Raw genomic sequence first — 25,511 nt, 5'->3', positions numbered from 1 at the left:
CATCCGAACGGAGGTAAGCCCGATGGAGAAAAAGCCAATGGATATTGGCTTGGCGTTCAGCCGCATTGAAACTGCCGTAAGCCCATGGCCGAAGGCGGCACTTTTTCAGTTGGCTGAAGAAGGATTTACGTCGGCTTTCGAACAACTGGTGGCCTGTATTATTTCCATTCGCACTTTTGACGAAGTGACGTTGCCCGTGTCGCGCAAGCTGTTCGAGCGTGCCCGAACGCCGGCCGCAATGAGTACATTGAGTTATGAGGAACTGGACACGTTGATCAAAGCAAGTACCTTCCATGAACACAAAGCGAATCAGATTCTTGCGATTGCCCGCCGGGTGATCGATGAATTTGATGGCCAGCTTCCATGCGATCGTGAGGTCTTACTTTCCTTCGCCGGAGTCGGTCCCAAGTGTGCAAATCTTGTACTGGGGATTGCCTGCGAAGAGCCTTTTATCAGCGTAGATGTTCATGTCCATCGCGTGACTGGGCGCTGGGGCTATGTACAGACTTCAGCACCCGAAAAAACTTTACTGGCATTGGAAGCCAAGCTTCCGCCTCGCCACTGGATAGATATCAATCGCTTGCTTGTACCATTCGGCAAGCATATCTGCACCGGAAAATTGCCGCATTGCTCTAGCTGTCCGGTGCTGGATATGTGCCAGCAGGTTGGTGTGACCGCGCATCGTTAGCGCAGCACGACGCTGGCAATGGCAAAAACGTACATCGGAAGAAGGCATGGAAGCGGGCATGGAACGGAGAACGCTGAGAGCACTGATCTACCGATGATCTCAAGCCATTGCAAACAACATTGACTAACACGTTTAAGCTAACTGCCTTGCCGGATGGCTGCGCGACTTTGCAGGAGTAAAACAAATCTTACGATTATTGGTAACAGCCGCGATGCGTATGCCAAAGCTGGCAATCGCTGTGTTGATATTAGTGCTGGTGGCTATCGCGGGCACCATTTCCTATGCCGGTTACCTGGTTGTCGGCATTGTCGCTGACTACTTGGGCACCGGACGTTTTGTAGCAGGACTTCTCCTTGGTGGCCTGTTTGCCAGACTGCCTTATATAAGCCAGGGGAAACTTCGTACCATTGGCTTGCTCCCCAAACATGCCCGGCGACCAGTATTGCTTGCCTTGCTCGCAGTCTGTTTGCTGACCTTGCTTTACCGGGGCGCACTGGTGCCGTCGCTATTTCTCGGTCTGGCAGTAGGCTATCTGCTCGCTTATAGATGGATGAGACAGGCGTTTATCAACCGCGCGCTGTCGTCTCTCTTCGGATCCTCCCTTGATCCGGCTCGTCCAATGAGCACGGATGCGACCATTATTGACGTCGAAGTCCGGGAAAAGAAAGATTGAGAGCGTTGAGGGAAGAGAAGTGCCTAAAATAGAAAATCCGCCTCGTCCTGCATCAGCCGCCTGCCACCGGCGGCCAGATTGCCACCACATCTCCATCGACAAGTTTGCGCCCAGCACGATCACTTGGTTCCACATAGATACCATTGACCAATACCAGATGCACCAGCTTGGGTGGCATATTGAAGTGTGCGATAAGTTCACCAAGCACGGTATCGGTTGCGACCTCTAGTTCAATCGCATTATATTTCCGCTCGGGCGGCAGATAGTCCGTAAGCGATGCAAACAGTTTGAAGGTCACTTTCATGCATGTCGCCAGTCAGGTTGTTTGCGCGTGGTGGCAATATATGCTTCGGGCAGGCATAAAGGATTGGCCAGCAAGGCCTGTTTCCACGCGCCCAGTCTAACTTTTGATTCGATCAGTCCGCGCAGGATGCCAACATGCTCGGTGAAGCCTATGGCATTTGCGCTGCCCGGCACGCCATGCCATTGACCGAACGATGTCGAGGCCAGGCCCAACGTGTCGAGCATATTGATCTGCGCGACCTCGCGCTGCAGCGCGCGACGCCCCGTCGCGTTCGTGCAATACGCTTGGTCGGCGGCGTTGCCATTGCAGATGTCTTCGTTGACCACCTTGGCGCTGGTCTGGTGACACTCGAACACTTTGATCCGGGATTTGGCGGGATTGAATGCACCGTAGTTTTCATAGCTGCAGGCCATTTCACACTGCAGGCAACCGGTATACTTGTTCGGCTCGATAAGCAGGGAGCGTTGCATGTTTCGTCTCCTTTTTGTATTGATTCGAATCGTACTTCTCTAATTCTTCAACAATCAAAACGGCAGAGTCTGTGCAACATGCCGACGTCGGGCAATACTAAAACAGTGCTGTGCTTACTAATGCAAATTGAATGCAGACTGATTCTGCCACAGGAAATCAGGCGTTGTAAAAATAAACATGACGGCAAAATAACTGCCCCGATCTGGAACGGAAAGCTGTCACAAATTGCAGCAACGAGCGGCTTCAGAGCAAAGCGTATGCCTGCAGTTCTTGTCTCGTATGATATGGCGCAAGCTTTTTTAGCGATCAGTGTTTCTCAATCAGGTTTTCGAGATGGACACGCGCGCTATCGAATTCGTGCTGCAACTGCGTAAGCTGCTTCTGGGCGTCCTGCACGGAACCGCCGATGCCGATGCGCTCCAGTTCCATGCAATGTGTACGCATGCGCATCGCACCGAGATTCTCGATGCTCGATAGGAAACGATGGCTGGCCGCCTTCAATCGCGCTGGATCGGCATCGGCAATCGCACGTGCGATGTTATCCAGATGTCCCGGTGCATCCTGGATGAACAAGCGCACGATATCGGCAGCAATGGTCGGATTTTCCTCATCCTGCAGTTCAAGCAACTGGTCAATGCGGCGCTGATCGATGACGGGAATTGTCCCGCTGTCGTCCTGCTTGCGGCGCGGCGCCACCGCCGTCAGCACGGCGCGCACATCATCAAGTTCAATCGGTTTCGATACATACGCATCCATGCCGACGGCGAGGCATTTCTCGCGGTCGCCGGGCATCGCATTGGCCGTCATTGCGATTACGCGGGGACCATTCCCACCGAAGCGGGCGCGCAAGCGGCGCGTTGCCTCCAGCCCATCCATTTCAGGCATCTGCACGTCCATCAGTACCACGTCATACGTTTGCCGTTCCAGCGCATCCAGTACTTCTACACCATTGGCCACCACGTCGGCGCGGTAACCCAGGTGCGCGAGCAACTGCTGCACCACCTTCTGGTTGACGGTATTGTCTTCCGCAACCAGGATGCTGAGTGGCAAGGTTTCGGCGAGCTTGCCGCGCGGCGCACGGACCTTGTCCCTGCCTGGAGCCAGTGGCTGAATGCGCATCGCATGCAATAGCACTTCAAATAGCGCGGCAGGCTTGATCGGTTTGTTCAGATAAGCCGAAAAATGGATTTCCCTCATGCTGATTTCAGGTGGCCGGTGCGCCACCGACGTGAGCATGATCATCGGCAGCGCATCGGCGCTGCGGTGCTTGCGGATTTCGCGTGCAAGCGCGAGGCCGTCCATTTCCGGCATGCTCATGTCGAGGATTGCCACATCGAAGGCATGCCCGTGCCGCAACAGGTCCAGAGCCTCGATGCCGGACGCCAGCGCAGAGGGCACCATTCCCCAAAGCAGTGCCTGTTTGACGAGAATGCGGCGGTTGGTGCCGTTGTCATCGACGATCAGCACATGCTTGCCCGACAGGGCGGAGGAGCGCTCCTGCAATACGTTTTGTGCCAGCCCCGGCCCGGAAGCAGCGGCGACAATGGTGAAGTGGAAGGTCGAACCATTGCCGACCGCGCTGTCCACCCACATGCGTCCACCCATGATCTCGGTCAGGCGCTTGCTGATCGCCAGGCCCAGACCGGTCCCCCCATATTTGCGGGTGGTCGACGCATCGACTTGCGTGAATGCTTCAAACAGTTCGCCAAGGCGATTCGGCGGGATACCGATGCCGGTATCCCGTACAGAAAAGCGGATTTCGTGTGTCCCGTCGCCGACCAGCGTTGATGACACCGTAATGACCACTTCGCCGTGATGCGTAAACTTGATGGAATTCGACAGCAGGTTGACCAGCACCTGGCGTAGCCGCGTGACATCGCCGACCACGGAAGCCGGAACGCCGTCATCGATGAAATAAGCAAGGTTGAGGTTCTTGTGGCTCGCATCCGGCGACAGCAGGTCCAGGGATTCTTCGATGCAGCGCCGGAGGTCGAAAGGCTGACGCTCGATTTCCAGCTTGCCGATTTCGATTTTTGAATAATCCAGGATATCGTTGATGATGGTCAGCAGCACTTCGCTGCTGGCGCGAATGGTTTCCGCGTAATCCCGCTGTTCGTCGTCGATCGCGGTATTGAGCAAGAGGCTGGTCATGCCGATCACCGCGTTGAGCGGTGTGCGGATTTCATGGCTCATGTTGGCGAGAAACATGCTCTTTGCCTGGGTGGCCGCTTCCGCCTTGTCGCGTGCTTCCTGCAGTTCGCGCTCATAGGCCTTTCTACTGGAAATGTCGCGCAGGATGACGGTATAAATCGCGCTGCCATCCGCTTCCAGGCGGGAGATCGATGCTTCAGCAGGAAATTCGGTGCCATCCTTGCGCATGGCAAAGATCGCACGGCGTTCACCCATCCTGCGCGCACTCTGCCCCGAGCGATCAAAATTAGCGATGTGGTTGCGATGGGTCGCGTGGTGACGCTGCGGTAACAGCGTATTCAGGTCCAAACCGTTCGCTTCCTGCGCGGTCCAGCCGAACAGGCGCTCCGCTCCCTGGTTGAACAGAATGATCTTATGCTGGCCGTCCACGCAAATAATGGCGTCGTCCGCGATGCTGAGGATGCCGTTCAGTTGTGCAGAAGTAAGGTTGCCACTATTCATCATGGAGAGCATGGAGGACGGGTTGAGGTATCGAGTTCGGGTGCATTTATGTTTACGTTCGACAGCAATTCTCTCACTACCTGCTGCACAGCCTTTTGTTCGCGTTCGGGTTGGAATAACGGCGCACGCTTTGCACATTGTTCCCGAAGGGTGCGACGAAACGTCGCATCGTGCGATGCACGAGTGATCAGTGCGGCGAGTGCGATACTGTCACCCACCGCAAAATAACCTGCGTAATCATCACCCAGCATGCCACGATTGCCTGCAATGTCGCTGGCCAGCACCGGCACGCCGCAGTTGACGGCTTCGATGATCACGTTCGCTCCGCCTTCCATGCGCGACGCGATCACCATAATATCGCTCGCCGCAAGGCGTTCCAGTGTTTCTGCGTGCGGCAGGTTGCCGAGCCAGCGGTAATGCTGATGACGGCGCTGGGTCGCCAGCGCTTGCTCTTGCAATTTGGCGTCCAGCGCACCGCCGACATGAGTCATGCACAGGCGTTCGGCATCGACGTGGGCGATATGTGCTGCAGCCTGCATGAAGACGAGCGGATCCTTTTCAGGACGCAGATGGCCGATCATGATTACATCGAATGACTGCTTGTCTTTCTTTTCATGTGCCACGCCGCCTGAGGGTGCCGACTGATAGATGACGCGGGTCTTCTCCCGGGACCGGTCATCCAGCTGATCGAGTCCGGCCTCCTGCAATACCACCAGTTTCGAGGCCAGACGCAATGACTCGCGAGCCTGTTCGTCAGCAACAATGTCGCGATAAAGATCGGTTCCGGTCAGAACAACAAGCAAGGGACGGTCGGGAAAGGATTGTGAAAAACGCATGACGGAAGTCGCCGATCGACGCGCATGCAAGGCAATCATCAGGTCGCAGGGAAGGCCGTCCCAGTGTTCCAGGATGCGGACTTCATACTTGGAGGAAAGAAAAGCCGCCCATCGGCTTGCGGTTTGCCAATTACCGTTGTTGGCGTTTGCCGTTGCCGGACTGATAATGGTAACGTGCTGTTTTTTCAATCCTGCTTCCTACTGAAGGCGGTTTCAGACCTGATGACTTCTTCGTTTCGACACGCGGGACCAGCTGAACTGATCACGGCCCTGCGTGATGCCCATGACCGCACGCTTGCACTGTTTGAGTGCCTTGCCGCTGCCGGTTTCGACCACGCGTCCCGGGTCCCGCGGTTGGACATCGTCAATCCGCCGCTGTGGGAACTGGGGCATATCGCCTGGTTCGCCGAATGGTACACGCTGCGCGAAGCGGCGAGCAGCGATCCGCGCTCGGTGCGCCATCCGTCATTGCTGCCGGATGCCGATGCATGGTTCGATTCTAATACGGTCAGGCATGATACGCGCTGGAGTCTTGCCCTGCCGTCCACGGCTCAGGTAAAAAATTATTTCTTCGAAGTCCATGAGCGTATAACGGCAAGGCTGGCACAGACCGCTCAGAATGGTAGCCAGAGCGACGAGGCGCTCTATCCGTACCGGTTGATTCTTTCGCATGAAGACATGCACATTGAAGCGTTTTTTTACACGCTCAATACATTAGAGATCGCGTTGCCGGCCGCGCTGTCATGCAATGCCGGTCGGTGTGAACGGGCACCTGCATTGCATTTCGACGGCGCCATACTGGAACGTGGCGCCGAGCCCGGAAAAGGTTTTTCCTTTGACAACGAACGATGGCGGCATGCATGCCGGGTCGATGCTTTCGAGATCGATGCCACGCCGGTGTCCAACGCGGATTTTTACGCCTTCATCGATGGTGGTGGATACCTTAAGCTGGAACACTGGAGCGAGGAGGGTCGCACATGGCTGGAACATACCGGGCGTACCGCTCCTGCAGGTTGGGAGCACGGCGATGGCAAACGGCGCTGCCGGCGCTTTGGCAAAATGCATCAATTGAACGAAGATGAACCCGTGCGCCATGTCACTCTGTTTGAGGCGCAGGCATACTGCGCCTGGGCCGGACGTCGTCTGCCCGACGAGTTGGAATGGGAGCGGGCGGCGCGCTCCGGCCATCCGGATTTCCAATGGGGGCAGGTATGGGAATGGACTGCTTCCCGTTTCCAACCCTATCCCGGTTTTTCGCCCGGCGCCTATCGTGAATATTCGGCGCCTTACTTTGGCGATCATCAATCGGTACGCGGCGCATCGTTTGCTACATCCGACCGGCTGCGCTCCGCGCATTTCCGCAACTATTACCAGGCGCACCGAGACGACATTTTTGTCGGATTCCGTACCTGCGCACCCAGATAGCATCAAACCTGACACGAAAGATATGGCAACCGCATCCCAACCCGCACGCAACATTTACGGCGAGCCGCTCGTCCCCTGTTCCTTCAATCCCGTCACCGGCTTTTTTCGCGACGGCTGCTGCAAGACCAGTGCCGAGGACGTCGGCACGCACGTGGTCTGCGCGATCATGACCGCGGAATTCCTTGAGTTCAGCGCCAGTCGCGGCAACGATCTATCCACGCCAGTGCCGGAATGGGGTTTCCCCGGTCTCAAGCCGGGTGACCAATGGTGTTTGTGTGCATTGCGCTGGAACGAGGCGCTCGCCGCCGGCATGGCGCCGCCTGTGGTGCTGGAGAGCACGAACTTCAGCGCGCTCGACCTGATTGATGAAGAGGTGCTGAAGCAATTCGATCATCGGCAGATGTAGCAATGGTGGTAATGGTGACCTGCGGGATTGCTTCAGAACGTACGCATAAGCCCGCAATGCCATCGACGTATCACAGAGCCATGTTTGGCGTATGCTGGGCCAATCAAGCCAGCGACCGGTGCACCTGCGCAGTGATCTCGTAAGACCGCAAGCGAGCGGCATGCTCGAAAATCTGTGAGGTGATCATCAGTTCGTCAGCCCCAGTACGCTCGATAAAGGCTTGCATGTCGCGCGCTACCGTTTCCGGAGAACCAATCGCCGAGCAGGACAGCACCTGTTCGAGCAAGGCGCGCTCTTGCGGCCCGATCCGGTCCCAGTAATCGGCGACCGGCGGCGGCAGGCGTGACGGCCGGCCGCTGCGCAGGTTGACGAAAGCCTGCTGCATCGAGGTCGCCCGGAATTTTGCTTCCTCGTCCGTATCGGCTGCGAAAACATTAAAGCCCAGCATCACGTAGGGTTTGTCGAGGCGGGCGGAAGGCCGGAAGTTGGCGCGGTACAAGGCAATGGCCTGCATCATCTGCGACGGCGCGAAATGCGATGCAAACGCATAGGGCAAACCGAGAGCCGCAGCGAGCTGGGCGCCGAACAGGCTCGATCCCAGGATCCAGATCGGTACATTCAGGCCAGCACCCGGCACGGCACGGACCGCTCGTCTTTGTTCACCCGAAAAGTAATCCATCAGTTCCACCACATCCTGTGGAAATTCATCGGCATCGGACATCAGGTTTCGGCGCAAGGCACGCGCGGTCACCTGATCGGAACCTGGCGCACGACCCAGGCCCAGATCGATGCGCCCCGGGAACAGCGACTCCAGCGTGCCGAATTGCTCGGCGATCACGAGCGGCGAATGATTGGGCAGCATGATGCCGCCCGCGCCCACACGGATCGTCGATGTGCCGGCAGCCACATGCCCGATCAGCACCGCGGTCGCGGCACTGGCAATGCCGGGCATGCCGTGGTGCTCCGCCAGCCAGTATCGCTGGTAACCCCAGCGTTCCGCATGCTGGGCGAGGTCGAGTGAATTCTTGAACGACTGTGCCGCGTCACTACCTTCAGTGATGGGGGACAAATCGAGGACGGAAAAGGGAATCATGGTAACGATACCTGTGGTGGGACGACTTGCGGGATCTCGTCGTAAGGGTTGGCGTTCACGAGTGTCATTAGCATGCCACGTTGCGGATTTGCGCGTTCGCCAAGGCCAATGACATAGAGCAGTACTACAAACTTCCCCGTTCGGATAAGCGCTTTGCCGCCCGGAATGCGCTGCATGGTTCGCACTGCGCACTCGGGGCTGAAAGCCGTTCAGGGAAACACGTGCAACACGTTTATTACGCCGCTTGTTTCAAGGTCGGGTAATCGGTATAACCGCGCGCGCCACCACCATAGAAAGTGCTCTTGTCGGGGGCGTTCAGTTGGGCACCGTCACGGAAGCGCTCGACCAGATCCGGATTGGCCAGGAAAGGGCGTCCGAAGCCAACCGCATCGCCGATGCCATTGGCGATCAGGGTCTCCGCTTCTGCCGCGGTATAACCGCCGCAGAAGATCAGCAGTCCGGTGAAGTCAGCGCGTATTTGCCGGCGAAATTCATCCGACAGTTCAGGGCCGCCGACCCAGTCCGGCTCGGCGATATGCAGATAGGCGATGCCACGACGGCTGAATTCCCTTGCAAGGTATAAGGTGCTTTCATCGGCTTGCTCATCCGCGATGTCGTGACCGATGAAGTGCGGGGACAATCTTACGCCAACGCGGTCGGCGCCGAGTTCTGCGACTGCGGCATCGACCACTTCGAGCAGAAAGCGCGCGCGGTTCTCGACCGAACCGCCGTACTGGTCAGCGCGGTGGTTGGTATTGGTGGACAGGAACTGGTGTGGTAAGTAACCATTGGCGCCGTGGATTTCAACGAAGTCGAAACCCGCGCGTCCGGCCCGTGCGGCCGCTTGGCGATACTGGTCGACGATGCCGGAGATTTCCGATGCATCGAGCGCGCGGGGCTGGGAGGTCGGCACATTGGCGGGTGTTCCGTCCGGCTGAACGACAAAGCATTTGCTGTTCGCGGCGATGATTGCCGAAGGGGCGACCGGCGCTGCACCGCCCGGCTGCAGCAGGGTATGGGAAATGCGTCCAACATGCCATAACTGTGCAGCAATACGGCCGCCTTTCGCATGGACCGCGGCCGTCACTTTCTTCCAGCTGGCTTCCTGGGCATCGCTATAAATACCAGGCGTCCAGGCATAGCCCTGGCCTTGCGGTGAAACCTGTGTGCCTTCCGACACGATCAATCCGGCACCCGCACGCTGGGCATAATATTCGACATTCAGGTCGGTCGGGACGTCCCCGGGCTGACCCGCACGCGAGCGCGTCAGTGGTGCCATGATGGCGCGGTTGTTCAGTGTGATGGAACCGGCTTTGACCGGCGACAGCAAATGTTTGACCATGAATATTCCTCAATTACACAATTACATTGCATTAGACCAGTCGACTAGCACTGGCCGGAAAAAACAGGCAGCTGGAACTGCCCCTCCGATGACCTCGCGTCTGGCGCCTGTTCACATGCCGTCTGGCGCTTTGCACCACGCCGATGGCGCACCAGCAACAGCAACAGCCGCAGCCGCTGTATTACCTTGTCGGCGAACTGCCTTCACCGTGTGATCAACGGTTAATACTGCCTGCTTACGGATCGAAATTAGACCAGTCGTCTAGATCTTTTCCAAAAAAACGCATGACGCGCGGTCATCATGCTTCTGCTTCCAACATGATTCTGGTCTGGCGATACGCCCGTTCAAGAGGCAAGTTGGATCCGTTCGCACGCGCCATGAGTGAGGCACCGATCCACATCGCGTACAAGGATTCCGCCAATTCTTCCGCGCTCGCATTCTGGCTGAGCGCACCGGATGTCTGGGCTTCGCCCAAGGCCTTGGCCAGACAGGAAACAATGTGCTTCATGCCCGCTGACAATTCTTCACGCATAGCCTCTGACAGGTCGCAGACTTCGGCCGCCAGTTTGACCGCCAGACACGAATGATGGAGATCATTCGCGCTTTGTATTTCCAGCCATTGATGGAAATAGGCCAGCACGGCTTCCTTGCCGCCTTTTCTGCCGGGGCCGAACAAACCGGCAATCCGGTTATCGTAGTCCTGGAAATATCGTTCCAGCAAGGCTACGCCAAAGCCTTCCTTCGAGCGAAAATAGTGATAAAAAGAGCCTTTCGGGACTTCAGCCTTGCCCAGGATTTCATTCAACCCCACAGCCGAAAAGCCGCGCGCAAGAATCAAGCCCTCTCCAACCGAGAGGATGCGTTCACGGGTGTCCTGGTATTGAAGGCTGCGATCCATGAAACGCATTATATTAGACCAGTCGTCTAATAGCCATGGTTTCTTTTGGAAACGTTATTCTGTGTTCAGATAGACACCTGACAATTTGTACCGTCGATTTGAGCTTCCGCCGGGTCGATGCTTGTATGTTTTGCAAGAATATGTTGTTTAGAGAAGTACTCCCGCCTATCCTTGTAAAAATTCTGACGCGCTCTGCGAGCGCGTATGATGCGGCTTAAGACAATAAACCTACACCCTGAGGAGAAATTCATGCAAAAGAAAAATTCAAAAGCAAACAACGGTAATGGTGGTTCGCAGCAGGATGGTTTCATTAATGTTCCCGTCACACGCGCAACACGGGAAGGTCTTCACGATCTGAAAGAATCAATGGGTGCGGCAAGTCAGGCCGAGGTGATCGAGAAGGCCGTTGCTATTATGCTGGCGATCCAGAAGGCCGCGCGCAACTAAGTTAACCAGCCGCTAAAGCCCGGCACCGGTCATTTCATTTCAATCAGCGAGTACCGCTTGGCCGCACCGGAGCAGTGCTCCTCATCGAATGAGCAGATAAGACGATGCCATGCAGGTCAGCCTCCGACCCGCCATAAACGCGTGCCGCGCCGGTCACAGTGACCGACAGTTTGGTAAGATCATGGCGCGATGCAGGGAAGACATTGTTTTTCCAATCGCCCCGGTCTGTCACGAGTGCGGCCGCCGATTGTTCAACCTGCATGCAGTCGACAAACGATAATCGGCAAGCTCACCGTGCATTCTCCGACCAGGTTATTTGCACAAGACCCTGGTCACATGAAAACTCCCGCGCGTCCTGAACAAATCAAGTTACTGCCGCATATCGCGAAATGGCTGGTATTGGCGCTTATCGTCGCAGCGTTCGCCGGCACAGCGTCCGCACTCTTCCTGTTTAGCCTCGATTGGGCGACCACGTGGCGTGAAGCCCATCCTTGGATCATCTGGCTGCTGCCCTTTGCAGGGTTCGCCGTCAGCTGGATTTACCTGCAAGTCGGCACCCGGGTGGAGGCCGGCAACAATCTGTTGCTGGATGAGATCCACGATCCAAAGAATGTCATCCCTCTGCGCATGGCGCCCTTAGTCCTCGGCGGCACTCTCGTTTCGCATTTGTTCGGCGCCTCGGTAGGCCGCGAAGGCACTGCCGTGCAAATGGGGGGAGCGCTTGCGGATCAGTTAACGCACTTGGTTCGCATGGATAGCCAGCAACGGCGGATGCTGATCATGGCTGGCATCAGCGCGGGCTTTGCCTCGGTGTTCGGTACGCCGCTCGCCGGTGCGGTGTTTGGCCTCGAAGTGCTGGCGATCGGACGTATGCGTTATGACGCCATCCTGCCCTGTTTCGTCGCGGCGATCGTGGCTGATCAGATAGGGTTGCTGCTAGGGGTGCGTCATACGCATTACGCACTGTCGCTGATACCCGCCATTACGCCGGCGACCCTCGTTGCGGTGCTGGCAGCGGGCGCGATTTTCGGGCTGATCGGGATGCTGTTCGCGACCTGCACGCATCTGCTGTCGGATACGATGAAGGCGCACATTCGCTATGCCCCGCTCCGTACATTCGTCGGCGGCATCGTCGTCGCCGTCGCCGTGTGGGCGGTGGGCAGCCAACGCTATATTGGACTCGGGATACCTGTCATCCTGGAGTCGTTCCAGACGCCGCTGTCGCCTTGGGACTTTATCGGAAAGATGGGTTTCACGATCGCTTCATTAGGGACAGGCTTCAAGGGCGGTGAAGTGACACCTTTGTTTTATATCGGCGCCACACTCGGCAACAGTCTTGCTCCATTGTTGCATCTGCCTTTTTCCACGCTCGCTGCACTAGGTTTCGTCGCCGTGTTTGCGGGTGCGGCCAACACACCCATCGCTTGCATCATTATGGCGATCGAACTGTTCGGTCCGGCGATCGGCCCGTACGCGGGTATCGCGTGTGTCGTCAGTTATCTGTTCTCCGGCCATACCGGTATCTACAGGGCACAACGTATCGGCCATGCAAAACCGTACCGTCGTGACCCTGAAGGTATCCGGATTGGCGAGCTTGCGGCCCACCGCAAATCCTTGCGCGAACGAAAACAGGCCAGGCAGGCATCAAACGAACCCGATCGGCGCTGAACCCGTTGCTGGCATTGAGCGAAGAAGAAGGCGGGCAAGCAGGCCGGACGCCGCGCAATGACGGAATGACAGGTTGACGAGCGACAGAGCGTGGCACTCCATCTCACGCAAGCAGGCGAGGCTTTATCTGCGTATAGGGAATGACTTGCTCATAAGCATAGGCCAGTTGCAATACCGACAGATCATCCTGTGGTTTGCCGATAATCTGAAGTCCTATCGGCAACCCGGCGTCGTTAAAGCCGGCAGGTACGCTGATCGCTGGCAAACCAGCTAGTGTCGCCGGAACGACGACTTCCATCCAGCGATGATAGGTATCCATTTGCTTGCCAGCGATCTGCTTTGGCCAGTCGAGTGTCGCATCGAAAGGAAAGACCTGTGCCGTTGGCAGAACCAGGAAGTCGACCTGCTCGAATAATTTGCGGACGGCTTCATACCAGGCACTACGCTCCGTCGACGCGCGATACACATCGGCAGCCGACAGTTTCTGGCCTTGTTCAATTTCCCACAGCGCCTCGGGCTTCAACATACGGCGCGTTGCCGGATTGGTTGCCATCATCCCGAACTTGCCCGCAATCAGGAAGCCGCGTAACGCAAGCCAGGCACTCCATACACGATCCATGTCAAACCCCGGGCCCAGGCGTTCGATGTTTACGCCCAGGTCCTCGAAATACGTGAGTGCGCTGCCACACAAGTTCAGAATGCCATCCTCCATCGGCAGGTAGCCGTCCATGTCGCCCAGCCAGCCGATGCGCGTCCCTTTGAAGTCACGTTGCAGTGAACCGGCAAAGACAGCAGGATCCGTAGCAAGCGACAAGGGTGCGCGCGCATCGTAGCCGGCCTGTACCGATAACAGCATTGCGAGGTCGGTAACGGTGCGTGCCATTGGCCCCTCGGTACTGAGCTGCTGGTAAAACACTTCGTTGCCCGGACCATTCGGCACTCTGCCAAACGACGGGCGGAAGCCGAAGATATTGTTGTATGCAGCGGGATTGCGCAGCGAACCCATCATGTCGCTGCCATCGGCTACCGGCAGCATATGCAGTGCAACGGCGACCGCCGCACCACCGCTGCTGCCGCCGGCTGTCCTGCGTTGATCGTAGGCATTGAGCGTCGTGCCAAACACCGAATTATAGGTATGCGACCCCAGCCCGAGTTCCGGCGTATTGGTCTTGCCGATCAGGATTGCGCCTGACCGTTTCGCGCGTTCGACCACGATTGCGTCATACCGGGGCACATGTTTCTTCATCAGGGGGGAACCGAGTGTCGTGATGATGCCGTCGGTTGCCGCGAGGTCTTTCGGTGCTTGGGGAAAGCCATGCATCCAGCCCAGATACTCACCGCGTGCCAGCAGATTGTCGCATTCGTCTGCTTGTCGCAACAGATACTCCGCATCCTGCAATGACACGATCGCATTGACTGCCGGATTGATCTTCTCGATCCAGGGCAGGTAAGCGGTCATCACGTCGCGGCAGGAAACTTCGCGTGATCGGATGGCGAGGGAAAGTTGCGAAGCGGTCAGGGCGACCAGTGCGGGCAGGGTAGAGGTAGCGTTCATGCATGGAATTGTAGGCCTAACGCTAATAACGCGTTGTCTCTCCATCAAGTAACACAGCGGGAGATCACTATGGTCAAAATTGGTCAAGATCAATAATTGTCCAGGACAAATATTGACACCAGAAAAAGTCCATGAGATTATCCGGCTTATGTTGATACATGGAAATACTTTATAAGTATCAAGAATGCGGCTTTCGATCTCATGTCACAGACCGAAGAAATTTTGCTTTCTACCCTCTACAGGAGCACTCTCATGCAAGAACTTCAGCTCGTAGGTTTTGGCAAGGCAGATATTGACAATGTCCTCAACAGAATGTCTGCGAAAGACATCGACAACCTTGCATTTGGTGCGATTGAACTGGACAAAACGGGAACTGTTTTGAAATACAACGCGGCAGAAGGCGCAATTACCGGACGTAACCCGACATCCGTAATTGGAAAAAACTTCTTCCGTGATGTCGCGCCCTGCACGGCAACCCCGAAGTTCAAAGGTGTGTTCGACGCTGGCGTCAAGGCTGACAATCTCAACACCCTGTTTGAGTATGTGTTTGACTACCAGATGAAGCCGACCAAGGTGAAGGTTCATATGAAAAAATCCATCAGCGGCGGCAGTTACTGGATATTCGTCAAGCGCCTGTGAATCGTGAAAGCAGAGTCGAACAGCGTGGCCTGCCGTCACGAAGCATGGTGGGAAGAGGAGCATGCTAGCTATCGCTTCGTCTCCGATCTCATTGCTGCCGAGTTTGCGTCGATGCGACGGACGGGCGTATCTTTGCCGCTGCTTCCGTGGTCACCCACTTTGCATTTGTGTGAAGATCTCGGCGCCGATTCTCTGGAACTCATGGAGCTGGCCAGTGCATTGGCCGAATCGGTACACATGCATGAGTCGGGTATCGAGGACTATCTGCTTGCCCGGCCCACGCTAGGTGATTGGGTCGTAATCATGCAAACCGGCCTGCGCCGCTTTTCCGACAGACTGACTTTTCGTACCTCCGGAAGCACTGGTACGCCAAAGTCATGCGAGCATGCGCTGTCAGCACTGATGCAGGAAACTGAAGCGCTCGCTCCCCTGTTTGCCGGTACCCGGCGCATCTATTCGGCGGTACCCAGCCACCATATCTTTGGCTTTATCTTTACTGTACTGTTGCCGCGCACCCTCGGTGTATCCGACCAGCCCATCATCGATCTTCGCGGCGGATCGCCTGCCCGCCTGGCGCATGAGCTGCAGGATGGTGATCTGGGTATCGGCCATCCGGCATTCTGGGGTGCGGTTGCACGCTTGGTTCCGCGCCTGTCGATTGGTACGATCGGCGTCACGTCGACTGCCCCTTGCCCCGATGAAGTCAGTCAAATGCTTATGCGCGCAGGCATCGGGCGACTAGTGCAGGTGTACGGCAGTTCGGAAACCGCGGGCCTTGGATGGCGTGATCTGGCCGGTGCGGCCTACCAGCTATTCCCCCATTGGAAACGTTCCAGCCCCGATGGGGACGAACTGGTCCGTACCCTCCCTGACGGACACCGTATCGCCTTTCGCGTACAGGACAAGCTGGCCTGGTGTGACGATCACCAGTTTCACCTGCACGGGCGCATGGACGATGCGGTCCAGGTCGGCGGCATCAATGTTTTTCCCTCCCGTGTAAGACAATTACTGCTGCAGCATCCCGACGTGCGCGATGCCGCTGTCCGCCTGATGCACCCTGAGGAGGGGAGTCGGCTGAAAGCGTTTATCGTGCCGCGTGTGCATGGCCGTAGTCATGCGGAGCTACATGCCGCGCTGGAATCCTGGACCAATGCCCAGTTAACCGCCGTCGAGCGCCCGAAGGCATTTACCTTTGGTGAGCAACTGCCTGCGAACGCATCCGGCAAGGCGACTGACTGGCGGTTGTAACCCAAAACCATCAGGTTACCCAGGGCCTTTCATCAAGGTACAAAGACAGCCATCGCCGGCGACAGATCGAGGGAAGCACATCCCATGAATGCCGTATTGCCAGACCCGAAAAGGTATGTCAGCATCCCGACGCCTCCTCGTCTTACCCTTTCCCAGCGTCTTGGGTTGATCGCATGTACCCTTATAGAGAGGTTCGTCCGAGTAAATGCACGCCTTCAACGATAACAGGCAAGTTCGGATGAATGACCGCGGGATTTCAGCGGAGCGGGCGTAGCGCTTTCGCCGACGCTGCGGAAAGCTGCAGCGGTCATAGGGCAGCTTTTGCACGGTACAAGCATGGCCTCGAACGCATCCCGGCCACATGCCGATGAAAAGCCTTGCGGAAGCCTGTACCGAGCGTGGACAATACCGGGTTGCGGCTGACAAACTGGAGCGGAATCTCCAGCTGAATGATCTCCGGGATTTCTACACCATTGAAGCGACCAGCAGAAGCAGGGCGAAACGATGATGTGAAAGCGTGAACAGGCGCAGGAGCGCTACAACAATTCCTGGTAGATGTCATCGTGTGCCGATTCATGTAGCACTTACTTATTTCAAGACTTATGCCTATCCGTAAAGCAGTTGAATCCGATTTTGTTGCCATGTGGCCGATCTTCCATGCGGTCATTGTGACTGGTACAACCTATGTCTTCGGACCGGAGACCAGCAGGCAAACCGCGTTTGATTACTGGTTTGCCAACGGAGTGACGTCGTATCTCGCGGAAGAACAGGGGCGTATTGTCGGCATGTACAAGCTGGTTGCAAACCAGAGGGATAGGGGTGCACATGTGGCGAACGCTTCGTTCATGGTGGACCCAGCCTATAGTGGGCGTGGCTTGGGGACGGCGATGGGGGAGCATTGTCTTGCCGAGGCGAAGAAGGCCGGGTTCAAAGCGATGCAGTTTAATTTTGTCGTCAGCACCAACGAGCGGGCGGTGGGGTTGTGGAAGAAGTTGGGGTTTGCTGTGGTCGGGACTTTGCCTGAGGCGTTTTTGCATCAGGAATTGGGGTATGTGGATGCCTATGTGATGTATCGGAAGTTGGATTCATAGTAGAGGACTGGCCCCGGGGAAGCTGTCGGGTGACACGAAAAGTGAAAACATGGTCTTTGATTTCACGATGTTTTTTCACATTCCTTGGCAAGTATTGCGTTCGCATTGACGTGGTTGCTGAAAATACGCCAAGCATGTGCCGTAGATAATGAAAAATCTGACGCCCGCACTCACCGGTCGGCCAAGCAACGCGAGGCCCGCCCGAGTGCGGCGCGTTGTTAGGCGACATGACTCATCTCCGAGTCAGCGCGCGCGCCGGTAGTGCATGGCGACCGCGCCGCTGCGGAGCGGCTTCGCCGAGATCAACTCGAGCCGTCGCGTGCTGGGCAGCCCGCTCTCGTACAGGGTCGGGCCGTGGCCGGCGATCCTGGGGTGGACGAGCAATTTGTACTCGTCGATCAGATCCAGCCGGTCTAGCTCGGTCGCGAGCTTGCCGCTACCGAGGAGTACGCCGTCTGGGGTCGCGTCCTTGAGCTTCTGTACGCCCGTGCGCAGGTCGTCGGCGATGTGGTGGCTGTTGGTCCACGGGAAGTCCTTTCGCGTCGAAGACACCACGTACTTCGGCTTGGCCTCCAGCTTGACCGCCCACTCGCGCATCGCCGGCGGTGCCTCCGCGTCGCCGCGGGCAACCGCTGGCCAGTAGCTCTCCATCATCTCGTAGGTGACGCGGCCCCACAGCATCGCCCCGCCCTCGTCCATGAGACGGGTGAAGAAGGCGTGTGTCTCGTCGTCTGCGATTCCTTCCTGGTGGTCGACGCAGCCGTCCAGGGTGACGTTGATACTGAAGGTCAAGAGTCCCATAGTGCCCTCCGTTCGAGATACATGTGTTAGGAGTTTGCATTAAAAACTGCCTCCACTTTTTCTGTCTGCCCCGACGCTAACCAAGCCCATAACTCAGTCGCTTGACCTTCGCTGACCATCTTGATTTTTCGCGGTGCACAAGTCTCAACTTCGTAATCTTGATCTTCCCATACTTCGAGCGTTGCATGTCCTGTCCGGTCGATCTCCAGCACATACATGGGCCCGTTATCGTATCCATAGCGAAGATGAGCTGACCCGTGCTCAATATAATCTGCGGTCGTCATTCCTGGCAGGTTCTCATTGAACAGCTCATAAGCTGCCTTCTTGCAGTCAGAGTCCGATGGTGACCCAACTTCTTCACCGTATCGGCGGCGTAGATATGACCAAGGCTTGCTCATCAATGATTCCTAACGTCAAGGTAATCAGGTCACCGCGGGCGAATCTGTGTTCACTGTCGTGTTATGCATAGCGTGTATTCTCATCCAATACCTCTATCACTTCCCGGCTTGATAAATAAAAGATGGTCACATTCACGACTACGGCACTTCCTCGCCAATTCAGAAAGCTTGGCGAGGTTATGCAAGTAACGGTCATGGCACTCTCTTGAAATCTCGTAGTATTCCTCATAATCAGCAAGCCTATTGCTCACGGGTATAGAGAGATAAAAGCGCCCGCTGTCTAGCTCCCGGCCGACGGAAAATCGCTCCGACGAATTAACGTGGGTCTCCTGGAATCTCATCTTGATGCCTAACGCCGAGCTAAACGGCGCGAAACGTCCGATTTAAGCAGTGAGTTAAAGCTTTTCATAGATTGATTTCATGATTGTGATTAGATTCAACAACATCCCGCCAACTATGACGAGCATAAAAATACAAGCGATACGACTTGGCCATCCAGGATAATGCTCAGCAAATCTTTTTACTTCGGAAAATAAGTTCGGCGCTGGAGAATTCGGTGGCATGGGTGGCAAACGAAAACGAGTGAAGAACCACCCACTCGAGCCTACAAATGCAAGTATTCCAAAAACAAGAAAGGCGCCGCCTGCAGCCTTCATGTGGCCTTCGAACGCAAACATGATCCCTGTTAGGAGAAAAAATCCGGTAGAAATGATTATCAACGCTTTAGTAAACAAACTCATAAATTTTAACTGCTGTACTTATACGGACAGCGAACGTCCGGTATGCACGGACATGTTACGCGCCCAAGTTATTGTTTTGAAAAAGGATGTTCGACATATCCCTAATTATACGGACACGGCTTACATGGACAGCAGCGCAGGTCTCAAAATGACTACCTGGTGTTGCATTGCTGAGTACGGAAAACGAGAATTTTCAGGTCCTGTGGCAGTATTTTTTCACTTTCCTTGGCATGCGATAAAAGCACTATGCTGCCTTAAACAAATCAATCGTTGTTTATATGAACGGCCTGATACGATATGCAGGACAAACCTTACAGCTATCGCCGCTTGAAAAGGTAGGGGCTGAGCGCCCTGGCTGACATGGAAACCACGTCACCTGGCTTCAGTGTGACAGCTTCGTCCTCGGACGCGATGACTTCAAGCATGTCCTGCCCAACCAGCAAGGTGACGATATGGATCACTTCTTCGCGGCGAACCGCGAGGACTTGTGCCTGCAGATTCAGCCGCCCAGAAAGACGATGCTGAAGAAACACCTCGGCCGGTGTGCCGGATGCAACGACGTTTCCGGCCTCCAGCTTGAGCACGTGTTGCGACAGCTTGAACACTTCGCCGATGTCATGGCTGACAAGCAGGGTAGTCAATCCCAAGCGCCGATGCAGGTTCGCCAGTTCATCCTGCATATCGGCGCGCAACGCCAAATCGAGCGCGGATAGTGGTTCATCCAGCAGCAGCAAGCTGGGCTTACGTGCGACTGCACGCGCCAGCGCCACGCGCTGCTTCTGCCCGCCTGACAGGCTGACGGGCTTACGGCCGGCCAGTTCCGAAAGTCCTGTGAGTTCGAGCAGTTCGTCGACCCAGCCCGTATCGCGTTTGTCGATGGCATAGCCGATGTTCTCACGCACGCTCAGGTTAGGAAACAGTGCGTAGTCCTGGAATACGAAACCGATCGAACGCTTCTGTGGTGGCAGCTTGATGCCGCTGGTACTGTCAAACCACACAGTGCCATTGACTACGATCCGACCGCTCTGCGGCTGCATCAATCCGGCGATCATCCGCAAGACGCTGGTCTTGCCACTACCCGACGGTCCGAATAAAGTGACGAAGCTTCCCGCGGCAATCCGTGTATCAACGGCCAGCGGCATGCTGCCGCCGGCGCCGTGCAGTAAATGACGAAGCGAAATCTCCAGCAATCAGCCTCCGGCCCGTAGCAATTTCTTGTTCACGATATAGACAGTCAGCAGAATGCTGAAGCTCACCACAAACAGCACCAGCGCATAAAAATGCGCCGCCGCGTAATTAAGGCTTTCGACCTCGTCATAAATCGCGATCGATGCAACCTTGGTCACACCCGGAATATTCCCGCCGATCATCAGGATCACGCCGAATTCGCCGACGGTATGCGCGAAGCTCAACACCACGCCGGTCAACAGTGCAGGCTTGATGTTGGGTAATAGCACGCGAAATAACGTACTCGTGTCTGATTTTCCCAAGGTGCGGGATGCTTCCAGCAATGAGGGCGAAAGTCCCTGCAGGCCTGCCTGGACCGGGTGCACCATGAAAGGCAGGCTGAAGATGATGGAGCCGACCACCAGTCCGGTGAAGCTGAACACCAGACGGACATGGAACCATTGCTCCAGCCACTGCCCGAACGCATTTTGCGGACTGAACGCCAGCAAAAGATAGAAACCAAGTACCGATGGCGGCAATACCAAGGGCATGCTGACCAGTGTTTCAATCACCGGTTTGAAACGCGTTTGCGTGGTTGCAATCCAGTAGGCGAGCGGGATGCCAATCAGCAGCAGGAACAATGTCGTCAGCGCGGCAAGCCGGAACGTCAGCAGCAAGGGTTGCCAGTCATAGCCCATCATCATGGCGCAGGTACCACCGTCATTTCATTGGCCTTGATCAGTGCCTCGACCGAAACGCCAGGTGCAATCGCCAGGGCCTGCGCCGACCGTGTCGTAATCACCGAAGCAATACGGTATCCCTGAAAGTTCAGCAACACCCTGCTCATCAGGCGACCTTGCTCGACACTCGTCACTGTGCACGCAAGCCGGTTGCGCAAGCTGATCTGGCCCGCCAGATTTCTGGCTAGCGACACCTCCACCTCCTTGAACAAAAGCGTCACGTTCATGTCCGGCCTCCATCCCGCTACTTCTTCGCCCGCACCGATCAGCATGGCGGTGAAACGCTGCCCGGCGGCGACTGCATCGACCAGCGCGATGCTGCCATGACTATCAATGGCGACGATCTGGCCGGGAAGCTGATTCATGGCAGAAGATATCCATAGCGCTGCAGAATGCGGCGCGCCGTGCCCGACAGGACGAAATCATGGAATTGCTGTGCCAGCTGGCTATTAGTTCGCTGACCGTGCCGGAGAACCACGATGCCTTGTGCGATCGGCTGATAAGCTTCTTTGGGGAGCTCCACCCATTTCCCCTGGTTTTTCATTTCCGGAGAAACCACGACCGACTTGGCGGTAAAACCCGCTTCTGTCGCACTTGAATGAATGTACTGATTGGTTTGCGCGATGCTTTCACCAAAAACCATCTTGCTCTTCAGGGACTCGTCCAGCTTGAAGTAGGCGAGCGCCTTGATGGTCTCTCGGCCATACGGCGCGGTCTTCGGATTGGCGACGGCAATCTTGCGCACCGCCGGTCCTGTCAATGCCGTTTGCCAGCGGTTGAGGTCCAGATCCTTCATCGTCCATAACACCAGCGCACCGTAGGCATAGACCTTGGGTGCAGCAGTGGCGTGACCTTCGCTATAAAGTTTTTCGGGATACTCCATGTCGGCGGACAGGAAGACATCGAAGGGCGCGCCGTTGGCGATCTGTGAAAAGAATTTTCCCGATGAATTGAACACCGGTTTGATGTCGTGGCCGGTTTCCTTTTTGAATGCGGCCTGCAGGTCGTCAAATGCATATCGCACATTTGCCGCGACGGCGACGGTCAAGGTATCGGCATGCGCACCGGACATGAATAAGGTCAGCCCAAGCAATGGAATGAAGAAGCGATGCATGCAGAAAAACGCCGTCCGTGAAAAATAATGTGAACTGCCATTGTGCGGAGTCGGCTGGCATGGCAGATGTCTCCAGGCACTGTGGCAACTATATCACTGCGCTTATATTGTAATCCGGCATATGCATGTCCACTCAGCTCAGGTGTGGCTGCCAGGATGCTGCATTGCCCTTTGCGGCTTTTGGGTTACGACGCCCCTTGGTGTTAATAGCTATTGCAACAGATATGTGCATCGGCATTGTCATTAGCAATAAAAACCCGCTTCGCACTTAATAAAAGCGCACAGTAAACGAGCAATAAGCGGGTAAGCGGCTACATCAGAATGATGTCGTATTGCTCCTGATGATAAACATTTTCAACCTGTAAAGAAATCGGTTTTCCGATAAAGTCACCCAGCATGGCGAGGTGCGGTGACTCTTCTTCAAGGAACATGTCGACCACTACCTGCGACGCCAGGATACGGAATTCCCGCGGATTGAATTGTTTCGCTTCGCGCAGCAACTCGCGCAGAATTTCATAGCAGACGGTACGTGCGGTTTTTACCTGGCCCTTGCCTGAACAGGCGGGGCATACTTCGCACAAAATATGCGCCAGCGATTCACGCGTACGTTTGCGAGTCATTTCCACCAGACCGAGCGCGGAAAAGCTGGATACCGACACCTTGGTCCGGTCGCGCGACAGCGCCTTGTTCAGCTCGGCGAGCACCGCGTTGCGGTGCTCGACATTTTCCATATCAATGAAATCGAGAATGATGATACCGCCGAGGTTACGCAGCCGTAGCTGGCGCGCAATCGCATGTGCCGCTTCCAGATTGGTCTTGAAGATCGTATCGTCAAAATTGCGGCCGTTGACATAGCTGCCGGTATTGACGTCGATCGTCGTCATCGCCTCGGTCTGGTCGACGATCAGGTAGCCGCCCGACTTGAGGTCGACGCGGCGACCAAGCGCGCGCTGGATTTCTTCCTCGACGCCATACAAGTCAAACAGCGGCCGCTCGCCGGTGTAATGCACAAGCTTCGACAGGACCGAAGGTGTGTAGGTATTGCCGAACTGCTGAAGCATCTGAAAATTTTCGCGCGAGTCGATCTGTATCGTCAGTGTTTCATCATTGACGAAATCGCGCAGTACGCGCTGGGCGAGGTTCAGATCCTGATACAGCAGGTTGGGGGCAGGCCTTGTCTTGGCCTGCTGCGTGATGGTCGCCCAGGTCTTGCGCAGGTAGTCGACGTCCATCTGCAGATCGGCTTCCGATGCATCTTCCGCCATCGTGCGAATGATAAAGCCACCTTTTTCTTCCGGCGGCAGCAGCTTCTGTACCCGGCTCTTCAGCATCTCGCGTTCGGCTTCATTTTCAATGCGCTGAGAGATACCGATATGCGAATCCTGCGGCAGGTAGACCAGCATGCGGCCGGCAATCGAGATTTGCGTCGACAGGCGGGCACCCTTGGTGCCTATCGGGTCCTTGATGACCTGCACCATGATGGCCTGACCATCGTATAAAAGCTTTTCGATGGGGGTGGCCGGCGTGTTGGAATTGTCATGCGGGCGGGCTTCCCAGATATCGGCCACATGCAGGAAAGCGGCGCGCTCGAGACCGATATCGATGAATGCCGATTGCATGCCGGGTAAGACGCGCACGACTTTGCCGAGATAGATGTTGCCAGCCATGCCGCGCGACAGCGTGCGCTCGATGTGGAGTTCCTGCACCGCCCCCTGAAGAATCAATGCGACCCGGGTTTCCTGGGGGGTGATATTGATGAGGATGTCTTCGCTCATGGGCCTGTCGGGTGATGTTAAGTTGCAAGCGAACCATGTCCACAGGCGCGGCACCTTTGACCGGCGTCGCGCTGAAGCAAAGATGGTTCATTTTTATGGGTTCATTCCAAAATATGCGGCCGCGCGCGTGTTTCTCTAGTCAAATTCGACACTCAATGTTGACGCATGCGCCCGGAACGACAATCACACATTTTGGAATGAACGCATCATTCACCCGTTTAGCTGACAGTGCCCAGTACCGGGATCCCTGCCTGATTCAATAATTTTGCAGTTTCATGCAATGGCAGGCCCATGATGCCTGTGTAGCTGCCGGCAATATGCTCGATAAACACCGAGGCGAGTCCCTGGATACCGTATCCACCGGCCTTGTCATAGGGTTCCGACGTTGCACAGTATGCACGCATCATTTCTTCGCTCAGTCTAGCGATGCGGACATCCGAGACTTGCAGCGTCTGCCAGGTTTCATCGTCACGATGCAGCGCAACACTTGTCAGCACCTGATGCGTACGACCGGAGAGGGAGCGTAACATTTCCATCGCTTCGGGCTGATCGGCGGGCTTGCCGAGAATGCGGCCATCGATGACAACCGTGGTGTCGGCGGACATCACCGGACGTGGGGGCAGACGGCGCATCATCATCATTTTGCTCGCGAATTCGGCCTTCTCCCGAGTAACGCGGACAACATAGTCTTCGGCCTTTTCGCCCGACAGGACTTCTTCACTGACTTCCGGGCCGCGCGGTGCGGCGTCGCGGAGCAGGAGCAATTCGAACTCAACGCCGATCTGGCGCAACAACTCGCGACGTCGGGGGCTTTTGGATGCAAGGTAAATCTTGTTATCTGCCGGTTTCATGAGACCAGATTCTTTAAATTCGGTGGTACGGATGGTTTTGTGTGATGGACCAGGCCCGGTAAAGCTGTTCGGCGAGCAACACGCGCACCATTCCATGAGGAAGCGTCAGGCTGGAAATCCTGATCAGCATGTCGGCCGAAGCTTTCAGGCCGGCATCCAGACCATCTGCGCCCCCTATCAGAAATGTAACATCACGGCCGTCTTGTTGCCACTCCGTCAGAAAGCGGGACAGTTGCATGGTTGTCATGTCCTTGCCCCGCTCGTCAAGCGCGATAATGCGTGAGCCCTTCGGAATTGCCGCTTCAATCTTGACGCGTTCCAGCGCCATGACGGTGTCCGCGGTCTTGCTTCCCGAGCGCTCGACGGGCTTGATTTCCTTGAGCAGGATGCGGCATTCCGGCGGCATCCTTTTCGCGTACTCACCAAAGCCGTCCTCGATCCAGCCGGGCATTTTATGCCCAACCGCGGCAATCACAAGTTGCATGACGG

General features: G+C 56.1%; 28 protein-coding genes. 9 read left to right on the top strand and 19 right to left on the bottom strand.

The genetic code is table 11. From position 1 onward, the window contains the following. Nucleotides 1–22: 22 nt before the first annotated feature. Nucleotides 23–688 (top strand): endonuclease III domain-containing protein, encoded by a 666-nt coding sequence (nth, locus tag ACFQUU_RS01250; protein WP_382241460.1) that lies wholly within the window; start codon nt 23–25, stop codon nt 686–688. A gap of 217 nt (nt 689–905) precedes the next feature. Further along, nucleotides 906–1,361 (top strand): hypothetical protein, encoded by a 456-nt coding sequence (locus tag ACFQUU_RS01245; RefSeq protein WP_382241457.1) that lies wholly within the window; start codon nt 906–908, stop codon nt 1,359–1,361. 52 nt (nt 1,362–1,413) lie between these two features. Here the strand turns inward: ACFQUU_RS01245 and ACFQUU_RS01240 are convergent, their stop codons facing one another. The 4 genes from ACFQUU_RS01240 to senB form a co-directional block, all read right to left on the bottom strand. Further along, entirely contained in the window at nt 1,414–1,665 is a 252-nt protein-coding gene (locus ACFQUU_RS01240) for a MoaD/ThiS family protein (RefSeq protein ID WP_382241454.1), read from the bottom strand. Continuing rightward, complete coding sequence (locus ACFQUU_RS01235) at nt 1,662–2,135, bottom strand: hypothetical protein (protein ID WP_382241451.1); 474 nt, start codon at nt 2,133–2,135, stop codon at nt 1,662–1,664. The genes ACFQUU_RS01240 and ACFQUU_RS01235 overlap by 4 nt, the downstream gene beginning before the upstream one ends. Before the next feature lie 307 nt (nt 2,136–2,442). Further along, nucleotides 2,443–4,791, bottom strand: coding sequence for a response regulator (locus ACFQUU_RS01230; protein ID WP_382241448.1), 2,349 nt, complete (start codon nt 4,789–4,791; stop codon nt 2,443–2,445). Beyond that, a complete protein-coding gene (gene senB, locus ACFQUU_RS01225) occupies nt 4,788–5,813 on the bottom strand; it encodes a selenoneine biosynthesis selenosugar synthase SenB (protein WP_382241445.1) in 1,026 nt (341 codons plus the stop codon). Before senB ends, ACFQUU_RS01230 begins: the two co-directional genes overlap by 4 nt. Nucleotides 5,814–5,846: 33 nt before the next feature. On the opposite strand from senB, the gene senA reads away from it, so the two are divergent. Both senA and ACFQUU_RS01215 read left to right on the top strand, forming a co-directional pair. Further along, nucleotides 5,847–7,049 carry a selenoneine synthase SenA gene (gene senA, locus ACFQUU_RS01220; RefSeq protein ID WP_382241442.1) on the top strand — a complete coding sequence of 401 codons (1,203 nt, stop codon included), beginning with the start codon at nt 5,847–5,849 and terminating at the stop codon, nt 7,047–7,049. Between the two features lie 22 nt (nt 7,050–7,071). Continuing rightward, a complete protein-coding gene (locus tag ACFQUU_RS01215; RefSeq protein WP_382241439.1) occupies nt 7,072–7,455 on the top strand; it encodes a DUF2237 family protein in 384 nt (127 codons plus the stop codon). A gap of 103 nt (nt 7,456–7,558) precedes the next feature. Here ACFQUU_RS01215 and ACFQUU_RS01210 read toward each other — a convergent pair whose 3' ends face one another. From ACFQUU_RS01210 to ACFQUU_RS01195, 4 genes are all read right to left on the bottom strand, one after another. After that, a complete protein-coding gene (locus ACFQUU_RS01210) occupies nt 7,559–8,548 on the bottom strand; it encodes an LLM class flavin-dependent oxidoreductase (RefSeq protein WP_382241436.1) in 990 nt (329 codons plus the stop codon). Next, nucleotides 8,545–8,724 (bottom strand): hypothetical protein, encoded by a 180-nt coding sequence (locus ACFQUU_RS01205; protein ID WP_382241433.1) that lies wholly within the window; start codon nt 8,722–8,724, stop codon nt 8,545–8,547. The genes ACFQUU_RS01210 and ACFQUU_RS01205 overlap by 4 nt, the downstream gene beginning before the upstream one ends. Before the next feature lie 59 nt (nt 8,725–8,783). Next, the gene (locus tag ACFQUU_RS01200) at nt 8,784–9,890 is read right to left on the bottom strand and encodes an alkene reductase (protein ID WP_382241430.1); all 1,107 of its coding nucleotides are present in this window, start codon (nt 9,888–9,890) and stop codon (nt 8,784–8,786) included. Nucleotides 9,891–10,188: 298 nt separating this feature from the next. After that, complete coding sequence (locus ACFQUU_RS01195) at nt 10,189–10,788, bottom strand: TetR/AcrR family transcriptional regulator (RefSeq protein ID WP_382241427.1); 600 nt, start codon at nt 10,786–10,788, stop codon at nt 10,189–10,191. Between the two features lie 249 nt (nt 10,789–11,037). Here ACFQUU_RS01195 and ACFQUU_RS01190 point away from each other — a divergent pair, with 249 nt between their 5' ends. Both ACFQUU_RS01190 and ACFQUU_RS01185 read left to right on the top strand, forming a co-directional pair. After that, the gene (locus tag ACFQUU_RS01190; protein WP_382241425.1) at nt 11,038–11,235 is read left to right on the top strand and encodes a hypothetical protein; all 198 of its coding nucleotides are present in this window, start codon (nt 11,038–11,040) and stop codon (nt 11,233–11,235) included. A gap of 336 nt (nt 11,236–11,571) precedes the next feature. Next, on the top strand, nt 11,572–12,903 hold the full coding sequence (locus ACFQUU_RS01185) for a voltage-gated chloride channel family protein (RefSeq protein WP_382241422.1): 1,332 nt from the start codon (nt 11,572–11,574) through the stop codon (nt 12,901–12,903). 103 nt (nt 12,904–13,006) lie between these two features. On the opposite strand, the gene ACFQUU_RS01180 is transcribed toward ACFQUU_RS01185, so the two are convergent. Next, nucleotides 13,007–14,458 (bottom strand): amidase, encoded by a 1,452-nt coding sequence (locus ACFQUU_RS01180; protein WP_382241419.1) that lies wholly within the window; start codon nt 14,456–14,458, stop codon nt 13,007–13,009. A gap of 252 nt (nt 14,459–14,710) precedes the next feature. On the opposite strand from ACFQUU_RS01180, the gene pyp reads away from it, so the two are divergent. From pyp to ACFQUU_RS01165, 3 genes are all read left to right on the top strand, one after another. After that, nucleotides 14,711–15,097 carry a photoactive yellow protein gene (gene pyp / locus ACFQUU_RS01175; RefSeq protein WP_382241416.1) on the top strand — a complete coding sequence of 129 codons (387 nt, stop codon included), beginning with the start codon at nt 14,711–14,713 and terminating at the stop codon, nt 15,095–15,097. A 24-nt stretch (nt 15,098–15,121) separates the two neighbouring features. Then, the gene (locus ACFQUU_RS01170; RefSeq protein ID WP_382241413.1) at nt 15,122–16,345 is read left to right on the top strand and encodes an AMP-binding protein; all 1,224 of its coding nucleotides are present in this window, start codon (nt 15,122–15,124) and stop codon (nt 16,343–16,345) included. 602 nt (nt 16,346–16,947) lie between these two features. After that, on the top strand, nt 16,948–17,436 hold the full coding sequence (locus ACFQUU_RS01165; protein WP_382241411.1) for a GNAT family N-acetyltransferase: 489 nt from the start codon (nt 16,948–16,950) through the stop codon (nt 17,434–17,436). Between the two features lie 243 nt (nt 17,437–17,679). Here the strand turns inward: ACFQUU_RS01165 and ACFQUU_RS01160 are convergent, their stop codons facing one another. The 10 genes from ACFQUU_RS01160 to rlmH all read right to left on the bottom strand — a co-directional run bounded on the left by ACFQUU_RS01160 (nt 17,680) and on the right by rlmH (nt 25,506). After that, nucleotides 17,680–18,237: a dihydrofolate reductase family protein gene (locus ACFQUU_RS01160; protein WP_382241408.1), complete on the bottom strand. Its 558-nt coding sequence runs from the start codon at nt 18,235–18,237 to the stop codon at nt 17,680–17,682. Between the two features lie 26 nt (nt 18,238–18,263). Beyond that, nucleotides 18,264–18,635 carry a hypothetical protein gene (locus tag ACFQUU_RS01155; protein ID WP_382241406.1) on the bottom strand — a complete coding sequence of 124 codons (372 nt, stop codon included), beginning with the start codon at nt 18,633–18,635 and terminating at the stop codon, nt 18,264–18,266. Nucleotides 18,636–19,030: 395 nt separating this feature from the next. After that, on the bottom strand, nt 19,031–19,375 hold the full coding sequence (locus ACFQUU_RS01150) for a hypothetical protein (protein WP_382241403.1): 345 nt from the start codon (nt 19,373–19,375) through the stop codon (nt 19,031–19,033). Between the two features lie 317 nt (nt 19,376–19,692). Next, nucleotides 19,693–20,565: an ABC transporter ATP-binding protein gene (locus ACFQUU_RS01145; RefSeq protein ID WP_382241400.1), complete on the bottom strand. Its 873-nt coding sequence runs from the start codon at nt 20,563–20,565 to the stop codon at nt 19,693–19,695. Next, on the bottom strand, nt 20,566–21,246 hold the full coding sequence (modB, locus tag ACFQUU_RS01140) for a molybdate ABC transporter permease subunit (protein WP_382241397.1): 681 nt from the start codon (nt 21,244–21,246) through the stop codon (nt 20,566–20,568). Next, nucleotides 21,243–21,647 (bottom strand): molybdopterin-binding protein, encoded by a 405-nt coding sequence (locus ACFQUU_RS01135; protein ID WP_382241394.1) that lies wholly within the window; start codon nt 21,645–21,647, stop codon nt 21,243–21,245. Before ACFQUU_RS01135 ends, modB begins: the two co-directional genes overlap by 4 nt. Further along, nucleotides 21,644–22,396 carry a molybdate ABC transporter substrate-binding protein gene (gene modA, locus ACFQUU_RS01130; RefSeq protein ID WP_382241392.1) on the bottom strand — a complete coding sequence of 251 codons (753 nt, stop codon included), beginning with the start codon at nt 22,394–22,396 and terminating at the stop codon, nt 21,644–21,646. The genes ACFQUU_RS01135 and modA overlap by 4 nt, the downstream gene beginning before the upstream one ends. A gap of 311 nt (nt 22,397–22,707) precedes the next feature. Then, nucleotides 22,708–24,171, bottom strand: a complete 1,464-nt coding sequence (gene rng, locus ACFQUU_RS01125) for a ribonuclease G (RefSeq protein WP_382241389.1) — start codon at nt 24,169–24,171, stop codon at nt 22,708–22,710. Nucleotides 24,172–24,389: 218 nt separating this feature from the next. Then, a complete protein-coding gene (locus ACFQUU_RS01120; RefSeq protein ID WP_382241386.1) occupies nt 24,390–25,022 on the bottom strand; it encodes a Maf family protein in 633 nt (210 codons plus the stop codon). Nucleotides 25,023–25,035: 13 nt separating this feature from the next. After that, complete coding sequence (gene rlmH, locus ACFQUU_RS01115) at nt 25,036–25,506, bottom strand: 23S rRNA (pseudouridine(1915)-N(3))-methyltransferase RlmH (RefSeq protein ID WP_382241383.1); 471 nt, start codon at nt 25,504–25,506, stop codon at nt 25,036–25,038. Between the last annotated feature and the right edge of the window lie 5 nt (nt 25,507–25,511).

This window comes from Herbaspirillum sp. GCM10030257 (genome assembly GCF_042666555.1).
Classification (GTDB): Bacteria; Pseudomonadota; Gammaproteobacteria; order Burkholderiales; family Burkholderiaceae_D; genus Noviherbaspirillum.
The sequence above is the reverse complement of the archived record's forward strand: the minus strand, read 5'-3'. Positions and strand labels throughout refer to the sequence as shown.

Coding starts and splice junctions, on each gene's coding strand:
- nth (WP_382241460.1), top strand. CDS start 23: ATGGAGAAAAAGCCAATGGATATTGGCTTGGCGTTCAGCCGCATTGAA.
- ACFQUU_RS01245 (WP_382241457.1), top strand. CDS start 906: ATGCCAAAGCTGGCAATCGCTGTGTTGATATTAGTGCTGGTGGCTATC.
- ACFQUU_RS01240 (WP_382241454.1), bottom strand. CDS start 1,665: ATGAAAGTGACCTTCAAACTGTTTGCATCGCTTACGGACTATCTGCCG.
- ACFQUU_RS01235 (WP_382241451.1), bottom strand. CDS start 2,135: ATGCAACGCTCCCTGCTTATCGAGCCGAACAAGTATACCGGTTGCCTG.
- ACFQUU_RS01230 (WP_382241448.1), bottom strand. CDS start 4,791: ATGATGAATAGTGGCAACCTTACTTCTGCACAACTGAACGGCATCCTC.
- senA (WP_382241442.1), top strand. CDS start 5,847: ATGACTTCTTCGTTTCGACACGCGGGACCAGCTGAACTGATCACGGCC.
- ACFQUU_RS01215 (WP_382241439.1), top strand. CDS start 7,072: ATGGCAACCGCATCCCAACCCGCACGCAACATTTACGGCGAGCCGCTC.
- ACFQUU_RS01210 (WP_382241436.1), bottom strand. CDS start 8,548: ATGATTCCCTTTTCCGTCCTCGATTTGTCCCCCATCACTGAAGGTAGT.
- ACFQUU_RS01205 (WP_382241433.1), bottom strand. CDS start 8,724: ATGCAGCGCATTCCGGGCGGCAAAGCGCTTATCCGAACGGGGAAGTTT.
- ACFQUU_RS01200 (WP_382241430.1), bottom strand. CDS start 9,890: ATGGTCAAACATTTGCTGTCGCCGGTCAAAGCCGGTTCCATCACACTG.
- ACFQUU_RS01195 (WP_382241427.1), bottom strand. CDS start 10,788: ATGGATCGCAGCCTTCAATACCAGGACACCCGTGAACGCATCCTCTCG.
- ACFQUU_RS01190 (WP_382241425.1), top strand. CDS start 11,038: ATGCAAAAGAAAAATTCAAAAGCAAACAACGGTAATGGTGGTTCGCAG.
- ACFQUU_RS01185 (WP_382241422.1), top strand. CDS start 11,572: ATGAAAACTCCCGCGCGTCCTGAACAAATCAAGTTACTGCCGCATATC.
- ACFQUU_RS01180 (WP_382241419.1), bottom strand. CDS start 14,458: ATGAACGCTACCTCTACCCTGCCCGCACTGGTCGCCCTGACCGCTTCG.
- pyp (WP_382241416.1), top strand. CDS start 14,711: ATGCAAGAACTTCAGCTCGTAGGTTTTGGCAAGGCAGATATTGACAAT.
- ACFQUU_RS01165 (WP_382241411.1), top strand. CDS start 16,948: ATGCCTATCCGTAAAGCAGTTGAATCCGATTTTGTTGCCATGTGGCCG.
- ACFQUU_RS01160 (WP_382241408.1), bottom strand. CDS start 18,237: ATGGGACTCTTGACCTTCAGTATCAACGTCACCCTGGACGGCTGCGTC.
- ACFQUU_RS01155 (WP_382241406.1), bottom strand. CDS start 18,635: ATGAGCAAGCCTTGGTCATATCTACGCCGCCGATACGGTGAAGAAGTT.
- ACFQUU_RS01150 (WP_382241403.1), bottom strand. CDS start 19,375: ATGAGTTTGTTTACTAAAGCGTTGATAATCATTTCTACCGGATTTTTT.
- modB (WP_382241397.1), bottom strand. CDS start 21,246: ATGATGATGGGCTATGACTGGCAACCCTTGCTGCTGACGTTCCGGCTT.
- ACFQUU_RS01135 (WP_382241394.1), bottom strand. CDS start 21,647: ATGAATCAGCTTCCCGGCCAGATCGTCGCCATTGATAGTCATGGCAGC.
- modA (WP_382241392.1), bottom strand. CDS start 22,396: ATGCATCGCTTCTTCATTCCATTGCTTGGGCTGACCTTATTCATGTCC.
- rng (WP_382241389.1), bottom strand. CDS start 24,171: ATGAGCGAAGACATCCTCATCAATATCACCCCCCAGGAAACCCGGGTC.
- ACFQUU_RS01120 (WP_382241386.1), bottom strand. CDS start 25,022: ATGAAACCGGCAGATAACAAGATTTACCTTGCATCCAAAAGCCCCCGA.
- rlmH (WP_382241383.1), bottom strand. CDS start 25,506: ATGCAACTTGTGATTGCCGCGGTTGGGCATAAAATGCCCGGCTGGATC.